Source organism: Actinomadura barringtoniae, assembly GCF_017573505.1.
Taxonomy (GTDB): Bacteria; Actinomycetota; Actinomycetes; order Streptosporangiales; family Streptosporangiaceae; genus Spirillospora; species Spirillospora barringtoniae.
The window spans coordinates 1-18,412 of record NZ_JAGEOJ010000030.1 but is presented as its reverse complement, the minus strand read 5'-3'; the positions used below and the strand labels follow the sequence as shown (position 1 = coordinate 18,412).

At 69.7% G+C, this 18,412-nt stretch carries 16 protein-coding genes; 6 read left to right on the top strand and 10 right to left on the bottom strand.

The genetic code is table 11. The features are described from left to right. Positions 1-197 precede the first annotated feature (197 nt). The 4 genes from J4573_RS47970 to J4573_RS47955 all read right to left on the bottom strand — a co-directional run bounded on the left by J4573_RS47970 (position 198) and on the right by J4573_RS47955 (position 4,523). On the bottom strand, positions 198-1,301 hold the full coding sequence (locus J4573_RS47970; protein WP_208263127.1) for a branched-chain amino acid aminotransferase: 1,104 nt from the start codon (positions 1,299-1,301) through the stop codon (positions 198-200). A gap of 177 nt (positions 1,302-1,478) precedes the next feature. Further along, complete coding sequence (locus J4573_RS47965) at positions 1,479-2,534, bottom strand: 3-isopropylmalate dehydrogenase (protein ID WP_208263126.1); 1,056 nt, start codon at positions 2,532-2,534, stop codon at positions 1,479-1,481. A gap of 79 nt (positions 2,535-2,613) precedes the next feature. Beyond that, the gene (locus J4573_RS47960; RefSeq protein ID WP_208263125.1) at positions 2,614-3,291 is read right to left on the bottom strand and encodes a (2Fe-2S)-binding protein; all 678 of its coding nucleotides are present in this window, start codon (positions 3,289-3,291) and stop codon (positions 2,614-2,616) included. Next, on the bottom strand, positions 3,291-4,523 hold the full coding sequence (locus J4573_RS47955) for an ROK family transcriptional regulator (RefSeq protein ID WP_208263124.1): 1,233 nt from the start codon (positions 4,521-4,523) through the stop codon (positions 3,291-3,293). The genes J4573_RS47960 and J4573_RS47955 overlap by 1 nt, the downstream gene beginning before the upstream one ends. A 176-nt stretch (positions 4,524-4,699) precedes the next feature. Between J4573_RS47955 and J4573_RS47950 the strand changes: the two genes are divergently transcribed. The 4 genes from J4573_RS47950 to J4573_RS47935 are packed head-to-tail and all read left to right on the top strand — an operon-like array spanning position 4,700 to position 8,755. Then, positions 4,700-5,797, top strand: coding sequence for a sugar ABC transporter substrate-binding protein (locus tag J4573_RS47950; protein ID WP_208263123.1), 1,098 nt, complete (start codon positions 4,700-4,702; stop codon positions 5,795-5,797). After that, on the top strand, positions 5,794-6,570 hold the full coding sequence (locus J4573_RS47945; protein WP_208263122.1) for an ATP-binding cassette domain-containing protein: 777 nt from the start codon (positions 5,794-5,796) through the stop codon (positions 6,568-6,570). The genes J4573_RS47950 and J4573_RS47945 overlap by 4 nt, the downstream gene beginning before the upstream one ends. After that, positions 6,567-7,805, top strand: a complete 1,239-nt coding sequence (locus tag J4573_RS47940) for a sugar ABC transporter permease (RefSeq protein WP_208263121.1) — start codon at positions 6,567-6,569, stop codon at positions 7,803-7,805. Before J4573_RS47945 ends, J4573_RS47940 begins: the two co-directional genes overlap by 4 nt. Next, positions 7,802-8,755, top strand: a complete 954-nt coding sequence (locus J4573_RS47935) for an ROK family protein (RefSeq protein WP_208263120.1) — start codon at positions 7,802-7,804, stop codon at positions 8,753-8,755. Before J4573_RS47940 ends, J4573_RS47935 begins: the two co-directional genes overlap by 4 nt. Before the next feature lie 649 nt (positions 8,756-9,404). Here J4573_RS47935 and serA read toward each other — a convergent pair. From serA to J4573_RS47920, 3 genes are all read right to left on the bottom strand, one after another. Further along, positions 9,405-10,994 carry a phosphoglycerate dehydrogenase gene (gene serA / locus J4573_RS47930; RefSeq protein WP_208263119.1) on the bottom strand — a complete coding sequence of 530 codons (1,590 nt, stop codon included), beginning with the start codon at positions 10,992-10,994 and terminating at the stop codon, positions 9,405-9,407. Positions 10,995-11,377: 383 nt separating this feature from the next. Further along, a complete protein-coding gene (locus J4573_RS47925) occupies positions 11,378-11,932 on the bottom strand; it encodes a YdcF family protein (RefSeq protein ID WP_208263118.1) in 555 nt (184 codons plus the stop codon). A gap of 50 nt (positions 11,933-11,982) precedes the next feature. Beyond that, positions 11,983-13,389: a helix-turn-helix domain-containing protein gene (locus J4573_RS47920; protein ID WP_208263117.1), complete on the bottom strand. Its 1,407-nt coding sequence runs from the start codon at positions 13,387-13,389 to the stop codon at positions 11,983-11,985. A 183-nt stretch (positions 13,390-13,572) separates the two neighbouring features. Here J4573_RS47920 and J4573_RS47915 point away from each other — a divergent pair, with 183 nt between their 5' ends. Then, positions 13,573-13,950: an ATP-binding protein gene (locus J4573_RS47915; RefSeq protein WP_208263116.1), complete on the top strand. Its 378-nt coding sequence runs from the start codon at positions 13,573-13,575 to the stop codon at positions 13,948-13,950. A gap of 112 nt (positions 13,951-14,062) precedes the next feature. Here the strand turns inward: J4573_RS47915 and J4573_RS47910 are convergent, their stop codons facing one another. Next, the gene (locus tag J4573_RS47910; protein WP_208263115.1) at positions 14,063-14,734 is read right to left on the bottom strand and encodes a DUF8175 domain-containg protein; all 672 of its coding nucleotides are present in this window, start codon (positions 14,732-14,734) and stop codon (positions 14,063-14,065) included. A 226-nt stretch (positions 14,735-14,960) separates the two neighbouring features. On the opposite strand from J4573_RS47910, the gene J4573_RS47905 reads away from it, so the two are divergent. Beyond that, positions 14,961-15,419, top strand: a complete 459-nt coding sequence (locus tag J4573_RS47905) for a VOC family protein (protein WP_208263114.1) — start codon at positions 14,961-14,963, stop codon at positions 15,417-15,419. Between the two features lie 167 nt (positions 15,420-15,586). On the opposite strand, the gene J4573_RS47900 is transcribed toward J4573_RS47905, so the two are convergent. Together J4573_RS47900 and J4573_RS47895 are read right to left on the bottom strand one after the other, a co-directional pair. Further along, positions 15,587-16,213: a thymidylate synthase family protein gene (locus J4573_RS47900; protein ID WP_307797501.1), complete on the bottom strand. Its 627-nt coding sequence runs from the start codon at positions 16,211-16,213 to the stop codon at positions 15,587-15,589. A 384-nt stretch (positions 16,214-16,597) separates the two neighbouring features. Continuing rightward, positions 16,598-18,109, bottom strand: coding sequence for a DUF2079 domain-containing protein (locus J4573_RS47895; protein ID WP_208263113.1), 1,512 nt, complete (start codon positions 18,107-18,109; stop codon positions 16,598-16,600). Positions 18,110-18,412 lie beyond the last annotated feature (303 nt).

Sequence of the window (18,412 nt, the reverse complement as noted above, 5' to 3'; positions counted from 1 at the left end):
CAAAAAACCCCTCACGGACGTGAGAGGTCTGCGCGCCGGCGATGTCCTGTTAGCTGCCGGCGCGCCAGCCGATAATTACGAGGCTGTAGCGCATGATGCAGGCAAGCATGCCACACGGACGACAAGGAGCGGACATCTATCTCAAATAACGAGACGGATGCCCGCTCACATGGCGGTTCGGGAAGGCCCGGACGGAACTACACGATCTTGTGGACCCAGCCGTACGGGTCGGGCTTGGTGCCGTACTGGATGCCGATCAGCTCCTCGCGCAGGCGCATCGAGACCGGGCCTGGCTCGCCGGTGCCGATGGTCCACTCGCGGTCGGTGCCCTTGGCGCGGCCGACCGGGCTGATGATCGCGGCGGTGCCGCAGCCGAAGACCTCGGAGATCGCGCCGCTCTCGCAGCCCTCCTGCCACTCCTCGATGCTGATCTTGCCCTCCTCGACCGGGATGCCCAGGTCGGGGGCGAGCTTCAGCATCGAGTCGCGGGTGATTCCGGCGAGCAGGGCGCCGTTCAGCGCGGGCGTGAGGAGCCGCGCGCTGGAGCCCTCGCCGTAGACGAAGATCAGGTTCATCGACCCGACCTCCTCCACCCAGCGGTGCTCGTGGGCGTCAAGCCAGACGACCTGGTCGCAGCCGTTGGCGACGGCCTCGGCCTGCCCGGCGAACGAGGCGGCGTAGTTGCCGCCGGTCTTGGCCTCGCCGGTGCCGCCGGGGGCCGCCCGGACGTAGTCCTGCGACAGCCAGACCGAGACCGGCTTGATGCCGCGCGGGTAGTAGAGGCCGGACGGGGACGCGATGACCATGAAGAGGAACTCGTCGGCGGGCCGGTTGACGCCGAGGGCACGGGTCGTGGCGAACATGAAGGGCCGCAGGTAAAGGCTCTGGCCCTCCTTGCCGGGGACCCAGTCCTTGTCCGTGCCGACCAGCAGCTCCAGCGCGTCCACGAACAGCTGCTCGGGGATCTGCGGCATCGCCATCCGCTGGGCGGACCGGTTCATGCGGGCGGCGTTGGCGTACGGGCGGAACGTGACGATCGACCCGTCGGCCTGCCGGTAGGCCTTCAGCCCCTCGAACAGCTCCTGCGAGTAGTGCAGCACCTGGCTGGCCGGGTCCATGGGGATCGGGCCGTACGGTTCCAGACGGGCGTCGTACCAGCCCTTCCCCTCCTGGTAACGGATCGTGATCATGTGATCCGTGAAGTGCATCCCCCACCCGGGGTCGGCCAGGATCGCCTCCCGGTCGGCGGCCGGTGTCGGCCGCTCGGTAAGGGTGATCTCGAAGTCAAGGGTGCTGCTCATCGTCTCGGTCCTCTCCCGGATCGCCGCCTCGGCCCCGTTGCCGAACGGCATCCTTCATCCCCATTGTCTACTTCGTCCAGCCCACTCCTCCGATCACGGTGCGCGCACAGCAAAAACCGGGCACGCCCGCGAGGCACGCCCGGAGTTCGCTCTGATCTTGGTCAGAGAGGCGCGCCCCTAGCCGGATACTCGCTTCGCGATCGCGTCGCCGATCTGCGCGGTCGACCGGGCGCCCAGGCCCGGGCGCTCGAGAAGGTCGTCGGCGACGGCCTGCTCGACGCGCCGCGCGGCCTCGGCGGCACCGAGGTGGTCCAGCAGCATGACGACGGACAGGATCGTAGCGGTCGGATCGGCCTTGCCCTGGCCCGCGATGTCGGGGGCGCTGCCGTGCACCGGCTCGAACATCGACGGCGCGGCGCCGGTCGGGTTGATGTTGCCGGAGGCGGCGAGGCCGATGCCGCCGGCGACGGCGGCGCCGAGGTCGGTGATGATGTCGCCGAACAGGTTGTCGGTGACGATCACGTCGTAGCGCCGCGGCTGGTTGACGAAGAACATGGTGGCCGCGTCGACGTGGCTGTAGTCGACCTCGACCTGCGGGAACTCGGCCGAGAGCTCCTTCAGGTAGCGCTGGTAGAGCCCGGCGGCGAAGGTCAGCACGTTGTCCTTGTGGACGAGCGTCAGCTTCTTGCGCGGGCGGGCCGCGGCCTGCTCGAACGCGTAGCGGATGATCCGCTCGACGCCGAGGGCGGTGTTGACGCTCTCCTGGGTGGCGACCTCGTGCGGGGTGCCCTTGCGCAGCACCCCGCCGACGCCCGCGTACGGGCCCTCGGTGCCCTCGCGGACGACGATCATGTCGATGTCCTCGGGCTGAACGTTCGCCAGCGGTGTGGAGGCGCCCGGGAGGAGCTTCACCGGCCGCAGGTTGACGTACTGGTCGAGCTCGAAGCGCATCCGCAGCAGCAGCCCGCGCTCCAGAGTGCCGCTCGGGACGGTCGGGTCGCCGATGGCGCCGAGCAGGATGGCCTCGTGACCGCGCAGTTCGTCCAGCACCGAGTCGGGCAGCACCTCGCCGGTCCGGTGCCAGCGGGCGGCGCCGAGGTCGTACGGGGTCTGCTCGAAGCTGAGGCCGGACGCGGGGGCGATGGCCTCGAGGACCTTCAGCCCCTCGGCGACGACCTCGGGGCCGATGCCGTCACCGGCGATGACGGCCAGGCGAACGTTGCGGGAAACCATGCGGGCACTCTACCCCCAACGTCTCAGCTCTTGAGCATCCATCTCATATTCCGGACCCCTCGTCTCGCACACCCCACCTCTAGGGACGGGGAAGGAGCGCACAGTCGCCGCACATCCCGCCGCCGGGAGGCACCTTGTAATAGAGGCAGCAGCTCCGCCTCACGAAGGCGCCTTGGGCATCGAACGAGCCGCTGTCGATGAACGGCTCGCGCGCCAGCAGGTCCCGTACGAGAGCGTTCAGGCGCGGCGCCAGATCAGACCGCAGCCTTCCGGCATACAGCGCCCCTACCAGCGCGGACGCCGCGTTCCCCCAGATCAGCCCGTCCGCCAGCCGTACGGCCTCCAGCATCGCGGCGCGCAACGGCCGCAACTGGCCTTCGACGACCGTCGCATGAACGGCCTCCGCCGCTGATCCGCTGAGCGCGGAAGGCTCGGCGAGCCAGAGGGCGATCGGCGCGCCCGGGGCCCAGCGCCAGTGCAGCGAGCTCAGGTCAGGTACGACGCCGAGCGCGGCCGCGACCACGACGGGCGACCACAGGCGTGAGGCCAGTCCCTGGAAGAGGATCGACGCGGCGACTCGACGCTCGCCCGTGCCCAGGCGTTCGGCGTAGGAGTCGATCAGGCCGAGCAGCCGGTCCGGATCGTTCTCCGGCAGCGGGCGCCAGGTCGGGTCGCACTCCTCGGCCGGGTCGGTGACGATCTCGAAGAACGGCCCGAGCGCCGCCGCCTCGGCCAGGCAGTGGACGGCGCCCGCCATCACCCGACCGCCGGTTCGGCGACGGCGCGGTTGAAGACGATGTCCAGCGCGGTCGCGAGCCCGACCGCGAGCGCGCCGACCACGGTGGCCTCCTCGGCGAGCGCCGAGGGCCGGATCGGCGGCGGGTCGAGCGGCGTCATGTCGGCCAGGCGCTCGCGCACGGCGTCCAGCAGCACGTCCACGCCGTGCCGCCCGAGGCCGCCGCCGATCACGATCAGCTGCGGGTCGAGCAGGGCGATGACGCTGGCGAGCGCGCGCGAGATGTTGCCCGCCTCGTACTGAACGGCCTCCAGCGCGATCGGGTCGCCGGCGCGCGCCGCGTCGTACACCTTCTTCACCGTCAGGCGGCCCGGCATCCCGAACCGGCTCGCGGTCGCGACCAGCCCGGCCGCCGACAGCACGCTCTCCAGCATCCCGTGCCGCTTGGCCTCCGGGGAGCGCGTCAGCGGGTCGGTCTCGCCGACCGGGAGGAACGCGACCTCGCCCGCGGCGCCGCGCGCACCCCGGTAGAGCCGTCCGTCGAGCACGATGCCCATGCCTATGCCCGTGCCGATCGACAGGAACACGAAATTGTCGACCTCGGCGCCGAGCCCGTGCGCCTGCTCCCCCAGCGCCGCGAGCGAGATGTCGTTCTCGATCAGGCACGGCGCGGGCAGCCGTTCGGCCAGCTCGAGAGTCACACCGGGCCGCTGCCAGCCGGGCAGGTTGGGTGCGAGCAGCAACCGGTTGTTCTCGGCGTCGTGCACACCTGGCGTCCCGAGGACGATGTAGGTGACCTCGCCGGGCGCGATCCCGGCCTCCGCCGACAACTCGTCGACGAGCCCCGCGAGCTGGTCGATGAGCGCGGACGCGCTGCGCGCCTGCGAGCGCACGTCACGCCGTACGACCGGCTTGCCGTCCAGGCCCGACATCGCGGCGCGCACCCACTCCCGGCCGACATCGATGCCGATCACGCGGCCCGCCGTCGGATGGATCTCGTACAGCATCGCCGCGCGGCCCGCGTTGCCGGTTCGGTGGCCCACGGTCCGGACCAGGCCGGTTCGCTCAAGGTCGGCGAGGGCGAGCGAGACGGTCGGCTTGGACAGCCCGGTCGCCTGTGCCACCTCGGGGCGCGAGATCGGCCCGTCCAACCGGATCCGTTCGTAAACGGCGCGCTCGTTCATCACCCGCAGCACGCTCGTCGTGCTCGCGATGGGCTTCCCGTTGCCGCCCGTGCCCGTCCCGATCGTCACTTGCCTACCCCCGCATCCACTACCTCGACAGTGGCATATCACGTTCCGGCTTCGAGGACTTCATGGGCCTTGTATTTGTTAGGAAGACTCCCTTACTTTCATCCTAAACCCCGGCCGCGCACCGCCCCGCGCGGCCGGGGACCTGGTTCGGGGGTCGCACGAAAGGCGGAAGCCCGATGCATCGAACGAGGTTCCTGATTCCCGCGGCCGCCGCCCTGCTGGCCGTGACGGCCGGGGCCGCGGCCGGTTGTGGATCCGGCGACAAGAACGACAAGGGCTCCGGGTCCGGCAAGGGGAAGACGATCGCGCTCTTCCTGCCCGAGTCCAAGACCACGCGGTACGAGGCGTTCGACCGGCCGCTGTTCCAGGAGCGGGTCAAGCAGCTCTGCCCCGACTGCAAGATCATCTACGGCAACGCCGACCAGGACCCGAACAAGCAGCAGTCCCAGGTCGAGGGCGCCCTCACCCAGGGCGCCGACGTCATCGCGCTGGACGCCGTCGACGCCAAGGCGGTCGCGCCGCTGGTCAACCAGGCGCGGCAGAAGAAGATCCCGGTCATCGCCTACGACCGGCTCATCACCGGCATCGGCTACGCCTACTTCGTCTCGTTCGACAACGTGCGGGTCGGCCAGATGCAGGGCCAGGCGCTGCTGGACGCGCTTAACCAGCGCGGCACCACCGCCAAGGGCAAGATCGTCATGCTGAACGGCGCGCTCACCGACCCGAGCTCGGGCGACTACAAGAAGGGCGCGCACCAGGTACTGGACGGCAAGGTCCAGATCGGCCGCGAGTTCGACACCCCCGACTGGAGCCCCGACAAGGCGCAGCAGGAGATGGAGCAGTCCATCACCGCGCTCGGCCGCGACCAGATCGTCGGCGTGCTGTCGGCCAACGACGGCATGGCGGGCGGCGCGATCGCGGCGATGAAGCGCGCGGGCTACAAGCAGCTGCCGCCCATCACCGGGCAGGACGCCGAGCTCGCCGCCGTACAGCGGATCCTCACCGGCGAGCAGAACATGACCGTCTACCTCAACATCAGGGCGCAGGCCTACCAGTCGGCCGAGCTGGCCGTCGCGCTGGTCAAGGGCGACAAGCCGACCGCGCCGACCAAGGTGAACAACGGCACCGCCGACATCCCGGCGTACATGCTCGCCCCCACCGCCGTCACCAAGGACAAGATCAAGGACACCATCATCAAGGACGGCTTCTACACCGCCGACAAGATCTGCACCGGCGAGGTGGCCGCCGCCTGCAAGAGCGCGGGTCTCCAGTGACGGCCGGCACCACGAGCAAGGCGGGGAACGCCCCCGCCGCCACTCCCGTTCTGTCCGCGCGGGAGATCTCCAAGCGGTACGGCGCGGTCCAGGCTCTCGACGGCGTGAGCCTGGACCTGGCCGAGGGCGAGGTCGTGGCGCTGGTCGGCGACAACGGGGCGGGCAAGTCCACCCTGGTCAAGGCCATCTCCGGCGTCATCTCCCCCGACACCGGCGAGCTGGCGTTCGACGGCCGCGCGGTCCGCATCGCCCGGCCGCACGACGCGCAGGCGATCGGGATCTCGACCGTCTACCAGGACCTGGCGCTGTGCGAGAACCTCGACGTGGTCGCCAACCTCTTCCTCGGCTCGGAGCGCAACCGATGGGGCCTGCTGCGGCCGCTCCGGATGGAACGCGCCACCCGTGACCTGCTGGCCTCCCTCGACGTGCGGATCCGCGACATCCACGCCCCCGTCGCGGCCCTGTCGGGAGGCCAGCGCCAGTCAGTCGCGATCACCCGCGCGCTCATCGGCGAGCCGCGGGTGGTGCTGCTGGACGAGCCGACGGCGGCGCTCGGCGTCGAGCAGACCGCGCAGGTGCTCGACCTCATCCGGCGGCTGCGCGACCGCGGCCACGCCGTGATGGTCATCTCGCACAATCTCGCCGACGTCCGCGCCGTCAGCGACCGGATCGTGGTCCTGCGGCTGGGCCGGAACGCGGGCGACTTCCGTACCGCCGACACCTCCCAGGAGGCCGTCGTGGCGGCGATCACCGGAGCGGAGGCGGCGGCATGACCACCGTGTCCACGACCAAGAGCAACGACAAGGGCGGGAGTGAGAGCGCGTCGCGTGAGCTGCGCGACCGGCTGTCGGAGCTGACCGGGCGGCTGCGCGGCGGCGAGCCGGGCGCGCTGCCGGTCGTCGCCGGGCTCGTCGTCATCGCGATCGTGTTCGGGTCGCTGAACGAGCACTTCCTGTCGGCCGAGAACCTCACCAACCTCGCGCTGCAGATGGCCGCCACCGGCACGATCGCGCTCGGCGTCGTGATGGTGCTGCTGCTCGGCGAGATCGACCTGTCGGTCGGCTCGGTCAGCGGCCTGTGCGGCGTGGTCATGACGCTGCTGTACGTCAAGCACGGCGTGCCCGCCGGGCCGGCGGTGCTGCTGGCGCTCGGCGCGGTCGCGCTCGTCGGGCTGCTGCACGGGCTGATGTTCACGATGCTCGGCATGCCGTCGTTCGTCGTCACGCTGGCGGGGCTGATCGGCTGGCAGGGCCTGCTGCTCTACCTGCTCGGCGACGAGGGAACGATCAACCTGCCGTTCGACGGCTCCATCGCCAAGCTGAGCGACACCTGGCTGCCCGCGTGGCTGAGCTGGCTCGCGGTCGTGGTCATCGTCGCGGTGTTCCTCGGCTCGTCCCTGCTCACCCGCCGCGCCCGCGCCCAGGCCGACCTGCCGGTCGCCTCGGTGTACTGGCCGCTGCTGCGCGCCGGGGTGCTCGCGGTGATCCTCGCCGCCGCCGTGGCGGTGCTGAACGGGGACCGCGGCGTACCGCTCACCCTGGTCATCTTCGGCTCGCTCGTGGTGATCCTCGACCTGCTCCTGCGCCACACCGTCGTCGGCCGCTGGATCTACGCGGTCGGCGGCAGCGTCGAGGCGGCCCGCCGCGCCGGGATCAGCGTCACGCGGATCCGCATCCTGGCGTTCGTCGCGGCCTCGCTGCTGGCGGGCGCGGGCGGGATCCTGGCGGCCAGCCGGCTGTCGGCGGTCAACCAGAGTTCGGGCGGCAGCGACATCCTGCTGAACGCGATCGCCGCCGCGGTGATCGGCGGGACCAGCCTGTTCGGCGGCCGCGGCCGCACCTACGCGGCGCTGCTCGGCATCCTGGTCATCCAGTCGGTCACCAACGGCATGCTGCTGCTCAACGTGAACTCCTCGGTCCGGTTCATGGTGACGGCCGGGGTGCTCGCGCTGGCGGTCGCGATCGACTCGGTGACCCGCCGCGCCCGGCCGGGCGGCGTCGCCCGGTGAGCGTCGTCCTCGGCATCGACTTCGGCGGTACGAAGATCGCCCTGGCCACCGCCACCGAGTCCGGGCGCATCCTGCGCCGTACCCGCCTGGAGACCAGGGCCCGCGACGGCGCCCCGACGGTCGTGCGCCGCGCGGTCGCCGCCGCGCACGACCTGGTCGCCGAGACCGGCGCCGGCCCGCTCAGCGCCGTGGGCGTCTCAACGTTCGGCGTCGTGCGGGGCGAACGGGTCGTGCTGGCGCCCAACGTGCCGGGCTGGGAGGAACTGCCGCTGCGCGGCCTGCTCCGGTCCGGCCTGGGCGTTCAGGTCCACCTCGACAACGACGTCAACGCCGCCACCGCCGCCGAGGTCCGGTGGGGGCGCCTGTCCGGGGTGGACACCGGCCTCTATGTGAACGTGGGCACGGGCCTCGGCGCCGGGATCGTCGCGGGCGGCAGCGTGCTCAGCGGCGCCAACGGCGCGGCGGGCGAGATCGGCTACGTCCTGACCTCGCCCGGCCAGCCCGCCTACGCCGCCGGGCACGCGCCCCTGGAGGAGTACGTGTCGGGCAGCGGCCTGGCCCGCCGCGGCTCCGACCTGATCGGCCGGGACGTCGCCGCGCACGAACTGTTCGAGATGCGGGACGACCCGGAGGTCGCCGAACTCCTGGAGGAGGCTCTCGACCGTCTCGGGATGGCCGTCGCCAACCTCGCCATAGCCCTGGACCCCGAACGGGTCGTCCTCGGCGGCGGAATGGCCGCCGAGACGTCCGTGCTCCCCCGCCTGCAGGCCCTGCTGAAGTCCGCCGTCCCGTTCCCGCCCCGCCTGGAACAGGCCCGCTTCGCCGGCGACGCCTCCCTGGTAGGCGCCATAGCCCTGGCCCTGGACGCCCGGGACGCCCAAGACGCCCTAGACGCCCTAGACGCCCTGAACGAGTCTCAGGAGGCCACGCAGGAGGCGCCCGGCGCCTGAGAGTGCTCCCCGGATGTCCCCGGATGCCTTCCGTGGCCGGTCAAGGTCTCCGGGGCCCATAAAAAGTTCACGTGGACGTCCCGATCGATCGGGACGTCCACGTGAGCGGGCGGGTCTGTGGGCCTGCCTGCGAGGTGATCGCATGCGAGATGCCCGCCTGCGGCGGGTCTCGGGTGCCTACCGGCTGGGCTGGCCGCCGTTGTCGCGGCGGTCCATCGCCGTCTGCAAGGCGCGCGAGGCCTCGTCCTGGGAGTCATCGGCGGGCTTGACCGAGAAGGTCTCGTTCATGGTTTCGCTCCGTTGTACGCGTATGGCTGCTGTTCCGGGCCGCCGGGAGACCGTGGTTCGCACGGTCCGGCTGAGAACAGGGCTTACGGCCAGTACCCCACTCCGCAGCGGGTGGCCGGCCTGTCCCTAGGCCCCGCTGCGGCAGCGAAGGATCACTACGAAGCGCCGCATTACCCTGGCCACGTTACCTCTGGTCAGCGCAAACGTCCCGACCGGTGGCGCAACTTCTCACATGCTGAGACTCATACGGTCTCGACCTGCGGCGATGAACGGCCGTGGCCCCGTGCGGTCAGCACGGGGCCACGGCCCTGAAAGCGCAGGTGTCAGAAACGTTCAGACGCTCAAGACACCGGATGCAGTCCTAGGAGACCAGGTCCACGCGGCGGCCCATGTCCGAGCCGATCGCGCCCTTGATGTCGTCCACCAGCTGCGGCGGGATCGCCGAGTCGACCGTCAGCGCGATCAGCGCCGTGCCGCCCTTGGCGTCACGGCCGACCTGCATGCCGGCGATGTTGACGGTGGCGTCGCCCAGGAGCCGCCCGACCACGCCGACGATGCCGGGACGGTCGGTGTAGGCGAAGAACGCCATGTGCTCGGTCGGGACGAGCTCCATCGCGTAGCCGTTGATCTCGATGATCCGCTCGGCGTGCTTCGGACCGGTCAGCGTGCCGGACACCGACACGACCGAGCCGTCGGCCATCGTGCCGCGCACCTGGACCACGTTCCGCCAGTCGGGCGAGTCCTCGCTGGTCGTGAGCGAGACCTCGACGCCGCGGTCGCGGGCCAGCAGCGGGGCGTTCACGAACGTGACCGCCTCCTCGATGACGTCCACGAAGACGCCCTTCAGCGCGGCGAGCTCCAGCACCTTGACGTCGTGCGCGGTGATCTCGCCGCGGACGACCACGTCCAGCCGTACCGGCACGCCGCCGGCCAGCGCGGTGAAGATCCGGCCGAGCTTCTCGGCGAGCGGCAGCCCCGGCTTCACGTCCTCGGCGACCGCGCCGCCCTGGACGTTCACCGCGTCCGGCACGAACTCACCCGACAGCGCGAGCTTGACCGAGCGCGCGACCTGCGTGCCAGCCTTCTCCTGCGCCTCGTGGGTGCTGGCGCCCAGGTGCGGGGTGACCACGACGTTGTCGTGGTGGAACAGCGGGCTGTCGGTGCACGGCTCGGTGCTGAACACGTCGATGCCGGCGCCGGCGACGCGGCCCTCCTTGACGGCCAGGTCGAGAGCGGCCTCGTCGACGATGCCGCCGCGTGCCGCGTTCACGATCCGCACGCTCGGCTTGACCTCGTGCAGTTCCTTGTCGCCGATGAGGCCGAGGGTCTCGGGCGTCTTCGGCAGGTGAACGGTGATGAAGTCACTCTCGCGCAGCAGCTCGTCCAGCGTGACCAGCTTCACGCCGAGCTGCGCGGCGCGGGCGGCCTGCACGTACGGGTCGTAGGCGACGACGTTCATGTCGAACGCGGCCAGGCGCTGGGCGACCAGCACGCCGATGCGGCCGAGGCCGAGCACGCCCACCGTCTTGCCCTGCAGCTCGACGCCGGTGTACTTGGACCGCTTCCACTCGCCCTGCTTCAGCGCCGAGTGGCCCTGCGGAACGTTCCGGGCGGTGGCCAGCAGCAGCGCGATCGCGTGCTCGGCGGCGGTGACGATGTTGGAGGTCGGGGCGTTCACGACCATGACGCCGGCCTTGGTGGCGGCCTCCACGTCGACGTTGTCCAGCCCGACGCCGGCGCGGGCGACCACGCGCAGCTTCTTGGCGTGCTGGAAGACCTCGGCGGTGACCTTGGTGGCGCTCCGTACGATCAGCGCGTCGACGTCGGCGACGGCCTGGAGCAGCTTCTCGCGGTCGGCGCCGTCCGCGTGGCGGACCTCGAAGTCGGATTCGAGTACGGCGATGCCGGCCGGGGAGAGTTCTTCTGCGACGAGGACGACAGGCTTGCTCAAGGGAACAGTCCTTCGAAAGAGGATGTGTGCAGGTGAGGTTGCGAGTCCACCCCGTCGTGCCCCCGCTTGCGCCAAGTCTAGTCCCCCTACTGAGAGGTACCGACGAGGCGGGAGACACATCCGCGTTCGCCCGTAAATAGGGCCTCACAGGCGCATCTGTGCCCCATGTCCGGCTACCCTGGACCGTTCCCGTGGCCCCCCAGCACCCCCCGGGCCCCGTCCGCCCATAAGAGCAAGGCCCTCGCTCCGCTCGGACAGCCTTCCTTGGGGCTCCGCCCCAAACCCCAACCGGGGGCAAGCCCCCAGACCCCCACCCCCTTGAAGTGGTTCAACCCTTCCGCCAGGACAGCGGCCAGAAGGCCAGCCCGACCACCCAGCCGAGCTCAGCTCCAGACTCCATTGAGCTTCTGCACAGGCTGGAGGCTCCCGTCGGCGACACGGCGCCTCACCTCGTCCCACTCGCGGACGACCCGTCGCTCACCGTCAGGTATCCGCGGCCACTCAGCCCGGGTCACCAGCCTCCCCGCGTAGACGGGCTCCCACGACAGGCCATAGAAGGCCCCGATCTCCGGCACCCGGGTCTTCAGAGCGTGAAGGGTGCGCCGGTGATACCACTTGCTGACTGCGGTGATGGCCAATCCGCTGCTCAGGGCCTCGCGAATGAACGCGAGCGAGAACTCCACGTTCTGCTCGGTGTCGGAGGAACGGTCCTCCACCCGGATCGCCTGATCAGGCACGCCGCGCAGGCTGAGGAGCTCATGGAACCAGCGCCCCTCGACAATGCCGGTGTGCCGGTTGACCCCGCCCGTTGCGATGATCAGCGGGGCCAAGCCCTGGTGATACCGCTCAGCCACAAGATCGATCGGCTGCACCTGATTGGTCCCGAAGACCACATGAGCCGTCGGCTCCTCGCTGGGCGGCGGAGCCTCGATGTCCACGAACGCCGTCAGCTCGCGAACGCGCTCCTCGCTCAGTCGCTCACCAGTCATCAACGGCCCCGGGACATCTGGTTGTGGCCCACACCTGTGGAGCCCAGAACCTCCTGGTAGCGCGCGTGATACTCGGCTGCCTGCCGCGTTCCGCCGAAGCGCCTCTCAAGTGTCTGATCAAGGTCTCCGGCGAGGGCCATGGTCGGCCATGCCGGGCGGCAGCCACCGAGGGCCGCGTGGCCCGAGGAAACCGCCTCGTCGAGGTCGCCGACTCCGGCTCGCGCCATTCCCATGATCAGCAAGGAGCGCGCGTATCCGGACGGGTGCTCGCCGCGTTGCCTGGCCTCGGGCCGGTAGACACTCCTGATCACTCGGTCGGTGGCGCCGACCGCCTCACGGTATTCGCCGAGCAGCATCAGCGAAGTAGCTGTATATGGCGGATCTTCTGCCAGGTTGATGGAGAACGCACCGGTCGTCGCAGCATCGTCTGGAAGCTTCGCGATCGCCGTAGCGGCATGGCGGCGCGAGGCGGTCATGCGGTGTTCGTCGCCGGCCAAGGCCGCGGCCCGCATCTCCTGAGAGGCGAGCTTGGCATGCACGACCGTCCCTACCAACGCCTGCTTCTGGCCCCGGTACGCGAATTCCATCGACCGACGTGGCTGCCCCTGATAGAACGCGATCATGGATCGGGTCCAGGTCGCCCAGGCCTCCATCTCCGGATGCCCGGCCTCGCGACCGCTGCGCTGCGCATCCGCACACCACACCCGTGCCGCCGAATGTTCTCCCATGTCGCAGGCGGCGACGGCGAGCAGGCTGGACAGCCATCCGGCCGCCACGATGAGGTCGGTACGTCGCCGGACCCCGGCGTCCTTCAGGATCTCTCCCGTGTAGCCCCGAACGACCAGCAGCTCGTCATAGACCTCTGAAGGAGACCGCGAGCAGACGGTCATGGAGTAGTGCTCGATCAACTCACTCAGGCTCCCGACGACCGAGCTCACGCGATCGTGCCCAATGAGATCAAGGGCTTGGGTGACTCTCCGCCCTTCCCCGAGTCCGAGCAGGGGCAACGCGGCTGCCGCGACCCCCTGCTTCACGAAAGCTCTGCGCAGCATCTCCGCGATCTGCTCCCAGCCGTGAACGCCCGCCTGTGGATCTGCGGCGAACTGTAGAGCGATCACGCCCGCCGGTGCAGCAGGGGCAATCACCTGAACCCCACGCCTGTCCGCGCGCGTGACTTCACACGCGGCCTCAAGCCGCCTCAGGTCTGCGTCGAGTGCGGCCGCGAGCGCGGGCAGATGAACGTCCGGCACACGCCGTTCGCACTCGTACCGGGAGATGTCCCACCGTGTGAGCGTCGCCCCGGAGATCCCGTTCACGTGCTCAGCCAGCGCCGCCTGAGAGAGCCGCGCCGCCTTACGAAGCTCATGGAGCAACGGCCCGATCCGCTCGCCGCCATGTCTGCTCATGGGTCTCCAGGCCAGGTGTGCGCCAGCGTGTGGGCCTCGTCTGGCCCACCTGAGGCTCCTCTTCATACTGCACCCGACGCGCTTCAGTAAGCAGGAAGTCACCAGCAGTAAAGGACACGAATGAGGCTTCCCGCAGTCCCCAGCCCGGATGGCCTGAGTTGTCGGCTCATCCTGTCGGCGGACATGAGGATGATCCGCCTAGCCCGCAAGCTCGCCGAGAACGCGCTCGAAAACTGGAGCCTCACGCACCTCAGGCTGCCCGTGACCACAACGGTCACCGAGCTGGTCACCAACAGCTCGAAAGCTGCGTCCGGCTCAGAGATAGAGGTCGTCCTCCGCCTTCAGGGTCCATGGTTCCGCTTGGAGGTCCGGGATTCCTCGGATGTCATCCCCGAGGTTCCCGCGGAGCTGGACCTTGACGCCGAAGACGGCCGAGGACTGTGGGTCGCCTCCCACCTGGCCGACAAGTTCGGCATCGACCCAGGTCCGCACGGCGGCAAAACCATCTGGGCGATGTGGCTTCAGGACCGTCCGGACGAACAGTGCTCCCCCTTGCCATGACTCAGATGGCCACTGACCGAACCGGCTTGACCATCCTGCCGGAGGCGGTCCGGAACCGACTCCAGGAGCACACGCCAATGCTCTGCCTGACTCGGATCGCCAAGGGTTGGAACTAGAAGCCGCCCCAGAAGACATACCCGGAGAGCGAGTTCACGGCGTGGGGTGCCGAGCCCGTGGAGCCCTTCGGGGTTGGTACGAGCTTCCAGTCGCCGTCCCACTTCACGGTCGTGATCCGAGCTGTGCGGACCCCTGCCCCGCGCGCGGGGTCCCGCGACACGGTTCCGATGACCGCGGTCTGGGGCGTGTAGGAAACAACGTGAAAGCCCGCGATCTGTGCCGCGTCCTTGTCCGCTACCAGAGGTTGGGAAGGCCGGACCCGCGCATAGGCCGCCTTGCCTTCGCCCGCCACGGCCTGCTGCTCCAGAATCTCTTGCCACCCTGTCGACCGATCGAGACGCACGCTGATCTGCACCGCGGCGATCAGGGCCCCGCGCGGAGAGTGCGCGTAGCAGCGGGCGATGTCCCCCTGGGTCTCCATTGGCCCGACCGCCGGCGAGAACGGCACCGCGACCCCCCTGAAGCGCTTCCACCACACCTGCCTCGGCGCCGTCTGCGGAAGATCCTGGTGCGTGTCACTGGGATGACAGGTGCTTGCCTGCGCCGGACTTGCGGTCAGGGGCGCGGGCTTCGCTGTAGCCGCCGCGGTCTTCTCCTGGCCCTCCTCTGAACATCCGACAACGCCCAAGACTGCAACCATGACCGGCAGGCAGGCTTTCTTGAACATGAGGGACTCACTTCGCATGGCGGACCTGACAGAGGAACCTGACATATTAGGCCCTCTTGATCAAGAGTCCCTCGACGATTCACGCCCACCCCCACACCGCCCGGCGCTCCGGACAGCGTGCCCGCGTCGCCAGCAAGGAGCGCCAAGGAGGGCTGTCCGAGCGGAGCGAGGGCCACTGTGCCTCGGCTGCGGGCGCTATGTCGGTGGCGGGGGTTATAAGTGGGGCATGACGCCCTTGCATTGGAAGCTCGTCGTGGACGCCAACGATCCGCATGCTCAGGCCGACTTCTGGGCCGCTGCGCTCGGCTATGAGGTTGAGGATCACAGCGTCCTCATCGGCAAGCTCCTCGATCTGGGCGCCGTGCCGTCCGAGATCGTCATCGATCATCGGGATCGGCGCGCCTGGTGGGACGCGGCAGCGGTACGTCATCCCGACGATCCGCATGACGCGGAAAGTGGGACCGGGCTTGGGCGTCGGTTGCTCTTCAATCGTGTGCCGTCGTCGGAGACTAAGGCTGGCAAGAACCGGCTGCACATCGACCTGCACGGGGCTGCGGGTGAGCGGGAGGCTGAGGTCGAACGGCTCCGTGGCCTCGGGGCACAGGTGCAGAACCACGTGAAGGAGCCCGGCGGCGAGTGGGTGGTCATGACGGACCCGGAGGGCAACGAGTTCTGCGTGCACTAGCCCTCTGGCTGGCTTGGAGGGGACGCACCACTTCAAGGGGTGGGGGTCTGGGGGCTTGCCCCCAGCCTGGGGTCCGGGGCGGGAGCCCCGGGGAGGCTGTCCGAGCGCTGGCGAGGGCCTTGCCTTTGGCAAAGGACGACCCCGGCCGGATGCGGGTCCGGCCGGGGTCAGGCGGCGTTGGGCTCGGGGAGAGCCGCCAGGACGGTGGCGACGCCGTTGGCGTCGGCCACCTCTACGTGGGGGACGTCGATGAAGACGCGGAGGGGGCCGGGCGGGAGGCCTAGGTCGTCGGCTACTTCGAGTTGGATGGCGCGGAGTGGGATGTAGGCGAGGTAGCCGCGGTAGACGTTCTGGGAGCGGAACATGGCGGTCATGATCAGGCGGTAGCCGCGGATGCGGAACGAGAGGGCGGCCAGGGGCGGGATGGTGTCGCCGGGTTCGCCGGGGACGGCCAGGGAGATCCACGCGCTGGTGGTCCAGGGGCGGGCGCGGAGGAGGTCGGCGACCCAGTGGAGCTGGTGGACGCCGTTCAGGTCGCGCATGCGCTCTTCGTACTCGGGGTGAACGGAGAGGCGGGGTTGGTCCTGGGCCCAGCGGGCCATGCGGGTGCGGTCGCCGTATTCGCGGAGGATCGGGTCCTCCCAGCTCAGTGAGGCGATCTCGAAGAGGACGGGCGGGCCCTCGATGATGGGGCCGCGGTCCTCCATGCCGGCCTCACCGGCCGACCATACGTGGCGGAGCACGGCGATCCATGCCCTGCCGCAGGTGTCCCAGCGCTGTACGGCCGGCTCCACGTCAGGACTCCCCGCCGGAATTCGCCCCTCTCGAGGCGAACGGAAACAGTGAATTATTTGCCGTGGTGAATGCGGGAGGGGGAACAATTACCGCCCGCACGTCGTGTCCACTCATGACTCCGCCCCACTGCCACTCCGGACGCGGTCACATTGAGTGTTAGCCCAGGTTCGGCTGGACTTCGCCGCACCCGTAGCGGCCTACGTCAAGTATCGGCCAAACAGTGCGAAAAGGGTAGGGTGAATATGCCTTTGGGCCCCCTGGGACTTTCCCCGGAAAGCTATTGGACACCGGGTCCAGGGGTGTTCCTATTCCACAATCTGACTATTCTCAACCCAGATGTCTACTCGCCGTCAACACGATGTCAATCGGACTTTGGGACGACTTCAATCGGGCCGGTGCAGGACCAGGTAGCCGTCACGGGCGAAGAGGGTCCGGTAGCCGCTCGCCTGGAGCTGCGTCACCCGGAGCCGCTGCTCCTCGACGGCCCAGAAGGGGAACTGGATGCGCCTGGTGTCGGCGACCACCCATGGGGCGTTCCGGGGGCGCCGATCCCACAGCAGAACGCGGGCGCGGGTCGACAGGACGGGGCCGATCGGGTTGACCGCCTCGACCAGCGCGTCGTCGGGGACGAGGGCTGCTGCGGCGGCAGCGGCGCGCGCCCGGTCGTTTCGCCGCCACAGATTCGGGTCGGCGAGGGCGTTGAACGAGAAGTACGGAACAGTGATCAACGCGGCGGCTGCAATTCCTGCGCCGGTGAGCATTCCAGGATGAAGATGAGTTCGAACGCGTTCGGGGAGACGGGCGCGGGCTTTGGCGAGCTGCGGGGCCAGAACGCGGCGAAGCCGGACCGAGCCGTCGACCGCGGCCATGAGCAGGACCGCGATCAGGAACGCGTTGTAGTGGTAGCGCGGCTCCCACCAGTTGGCGCGGTCGGCCAGCATCCGTTCGGCCACCAGCGGGAGGACGGTCAGGGTCAGCGGGGACGCCAGGGGCAGGAGGAGCAGGGGGGCCACGAGCAGGGCCATCGTGCCGACCTTGATGGACGGGGTCAGCAGGCCGGTCACCACGTCCCACGGGTGCGTCAGCGCGTGCCGGGCGGCGCTCGACATGTCCGAGCCGAGCGAGCCGTACGCCCAGTAGTAGTCGTCGTCGCCGCCGAAGGCGGTGATCAGCACCTTGGAGCACAGCCAGGTCGCGACCATGCCGACCACGATGTAGCCCGCGCCCCAGCGCCGTTCGCCGCGCCGGGTGAGCAGGTAGAGGCCGAAGCCGACGAGCAGGAGGCCCATGTCCTCCTTGACCAGCAGGAGGGCCGCGGCGACGATGGCCGCCTGGCGGCGCTTGCCGGCGTCATACCGTTCCACCATGAGCGCGGTCAGCAGCGGTACGAACGCGACCTCGTGGAAGTCGAAGTCCAGCGCCTCGGCGATCGGCCACGACAGCGTGTAGCCGATCGACACGCCGTAGGCGGCGCCGCGGCCGAGGTGGCGGCGCGTGTAGCGCCAGATCGGCACGATCGCCAGCGCCAGCAGCAGCGCCTGCGCGATGAGCAGCGTCGCCGGGCCGTCGTGGATCCAGTAGAACGGGGCCAGCAGCGCCAGGATCGGCGAGAAGTGGTCGCCGAGGATCGAGAAGTCCGACCCGAACCCGTTGTGCACGCTCTTGACCATCGCGCGCGGCATCTCGAAGCGGCTGTACGAGCGGATCGCCTGGTCGAAGATCACCAGGTCGTACGTGCTGGCCTTGAACGTGTAGAGCTGCAGCAGCGAGTAGGTGCTGTAGAGCGCCGCGGCGGCGGCGACCAGCAGCGCGGGCGCGGGCGGACGCCGGACCCATCGCGGACGGCCCGCCGGTTCCTCGTCTGCGCGTTCGTCCACCGCAACTGCCTCTGCCACGCGCCTGGACGCTACCAGTCCGGAGCCCGTGGTCGAGCCATCACCGCCTGTTGATCATCACCCTCGCGCCGCCGCCGCGCGCACGCCCGCCGCCCGACGGGACGAACGGTTCACCACGCGCCGCGCGGACGGCTCGCCGCACGACGGGTGCATGGCCCGACGGGCGCACGGGCCGCCGCACGACGGGCGCACGGGCCGCCGCACGACGGGCGGACGGGCCGCCGCGCGACAGGCACACGGGCCACCGCACGACAGGCACACAGGCCACCGCACGACAGGCACACAGGCCACCGCACGACAGGC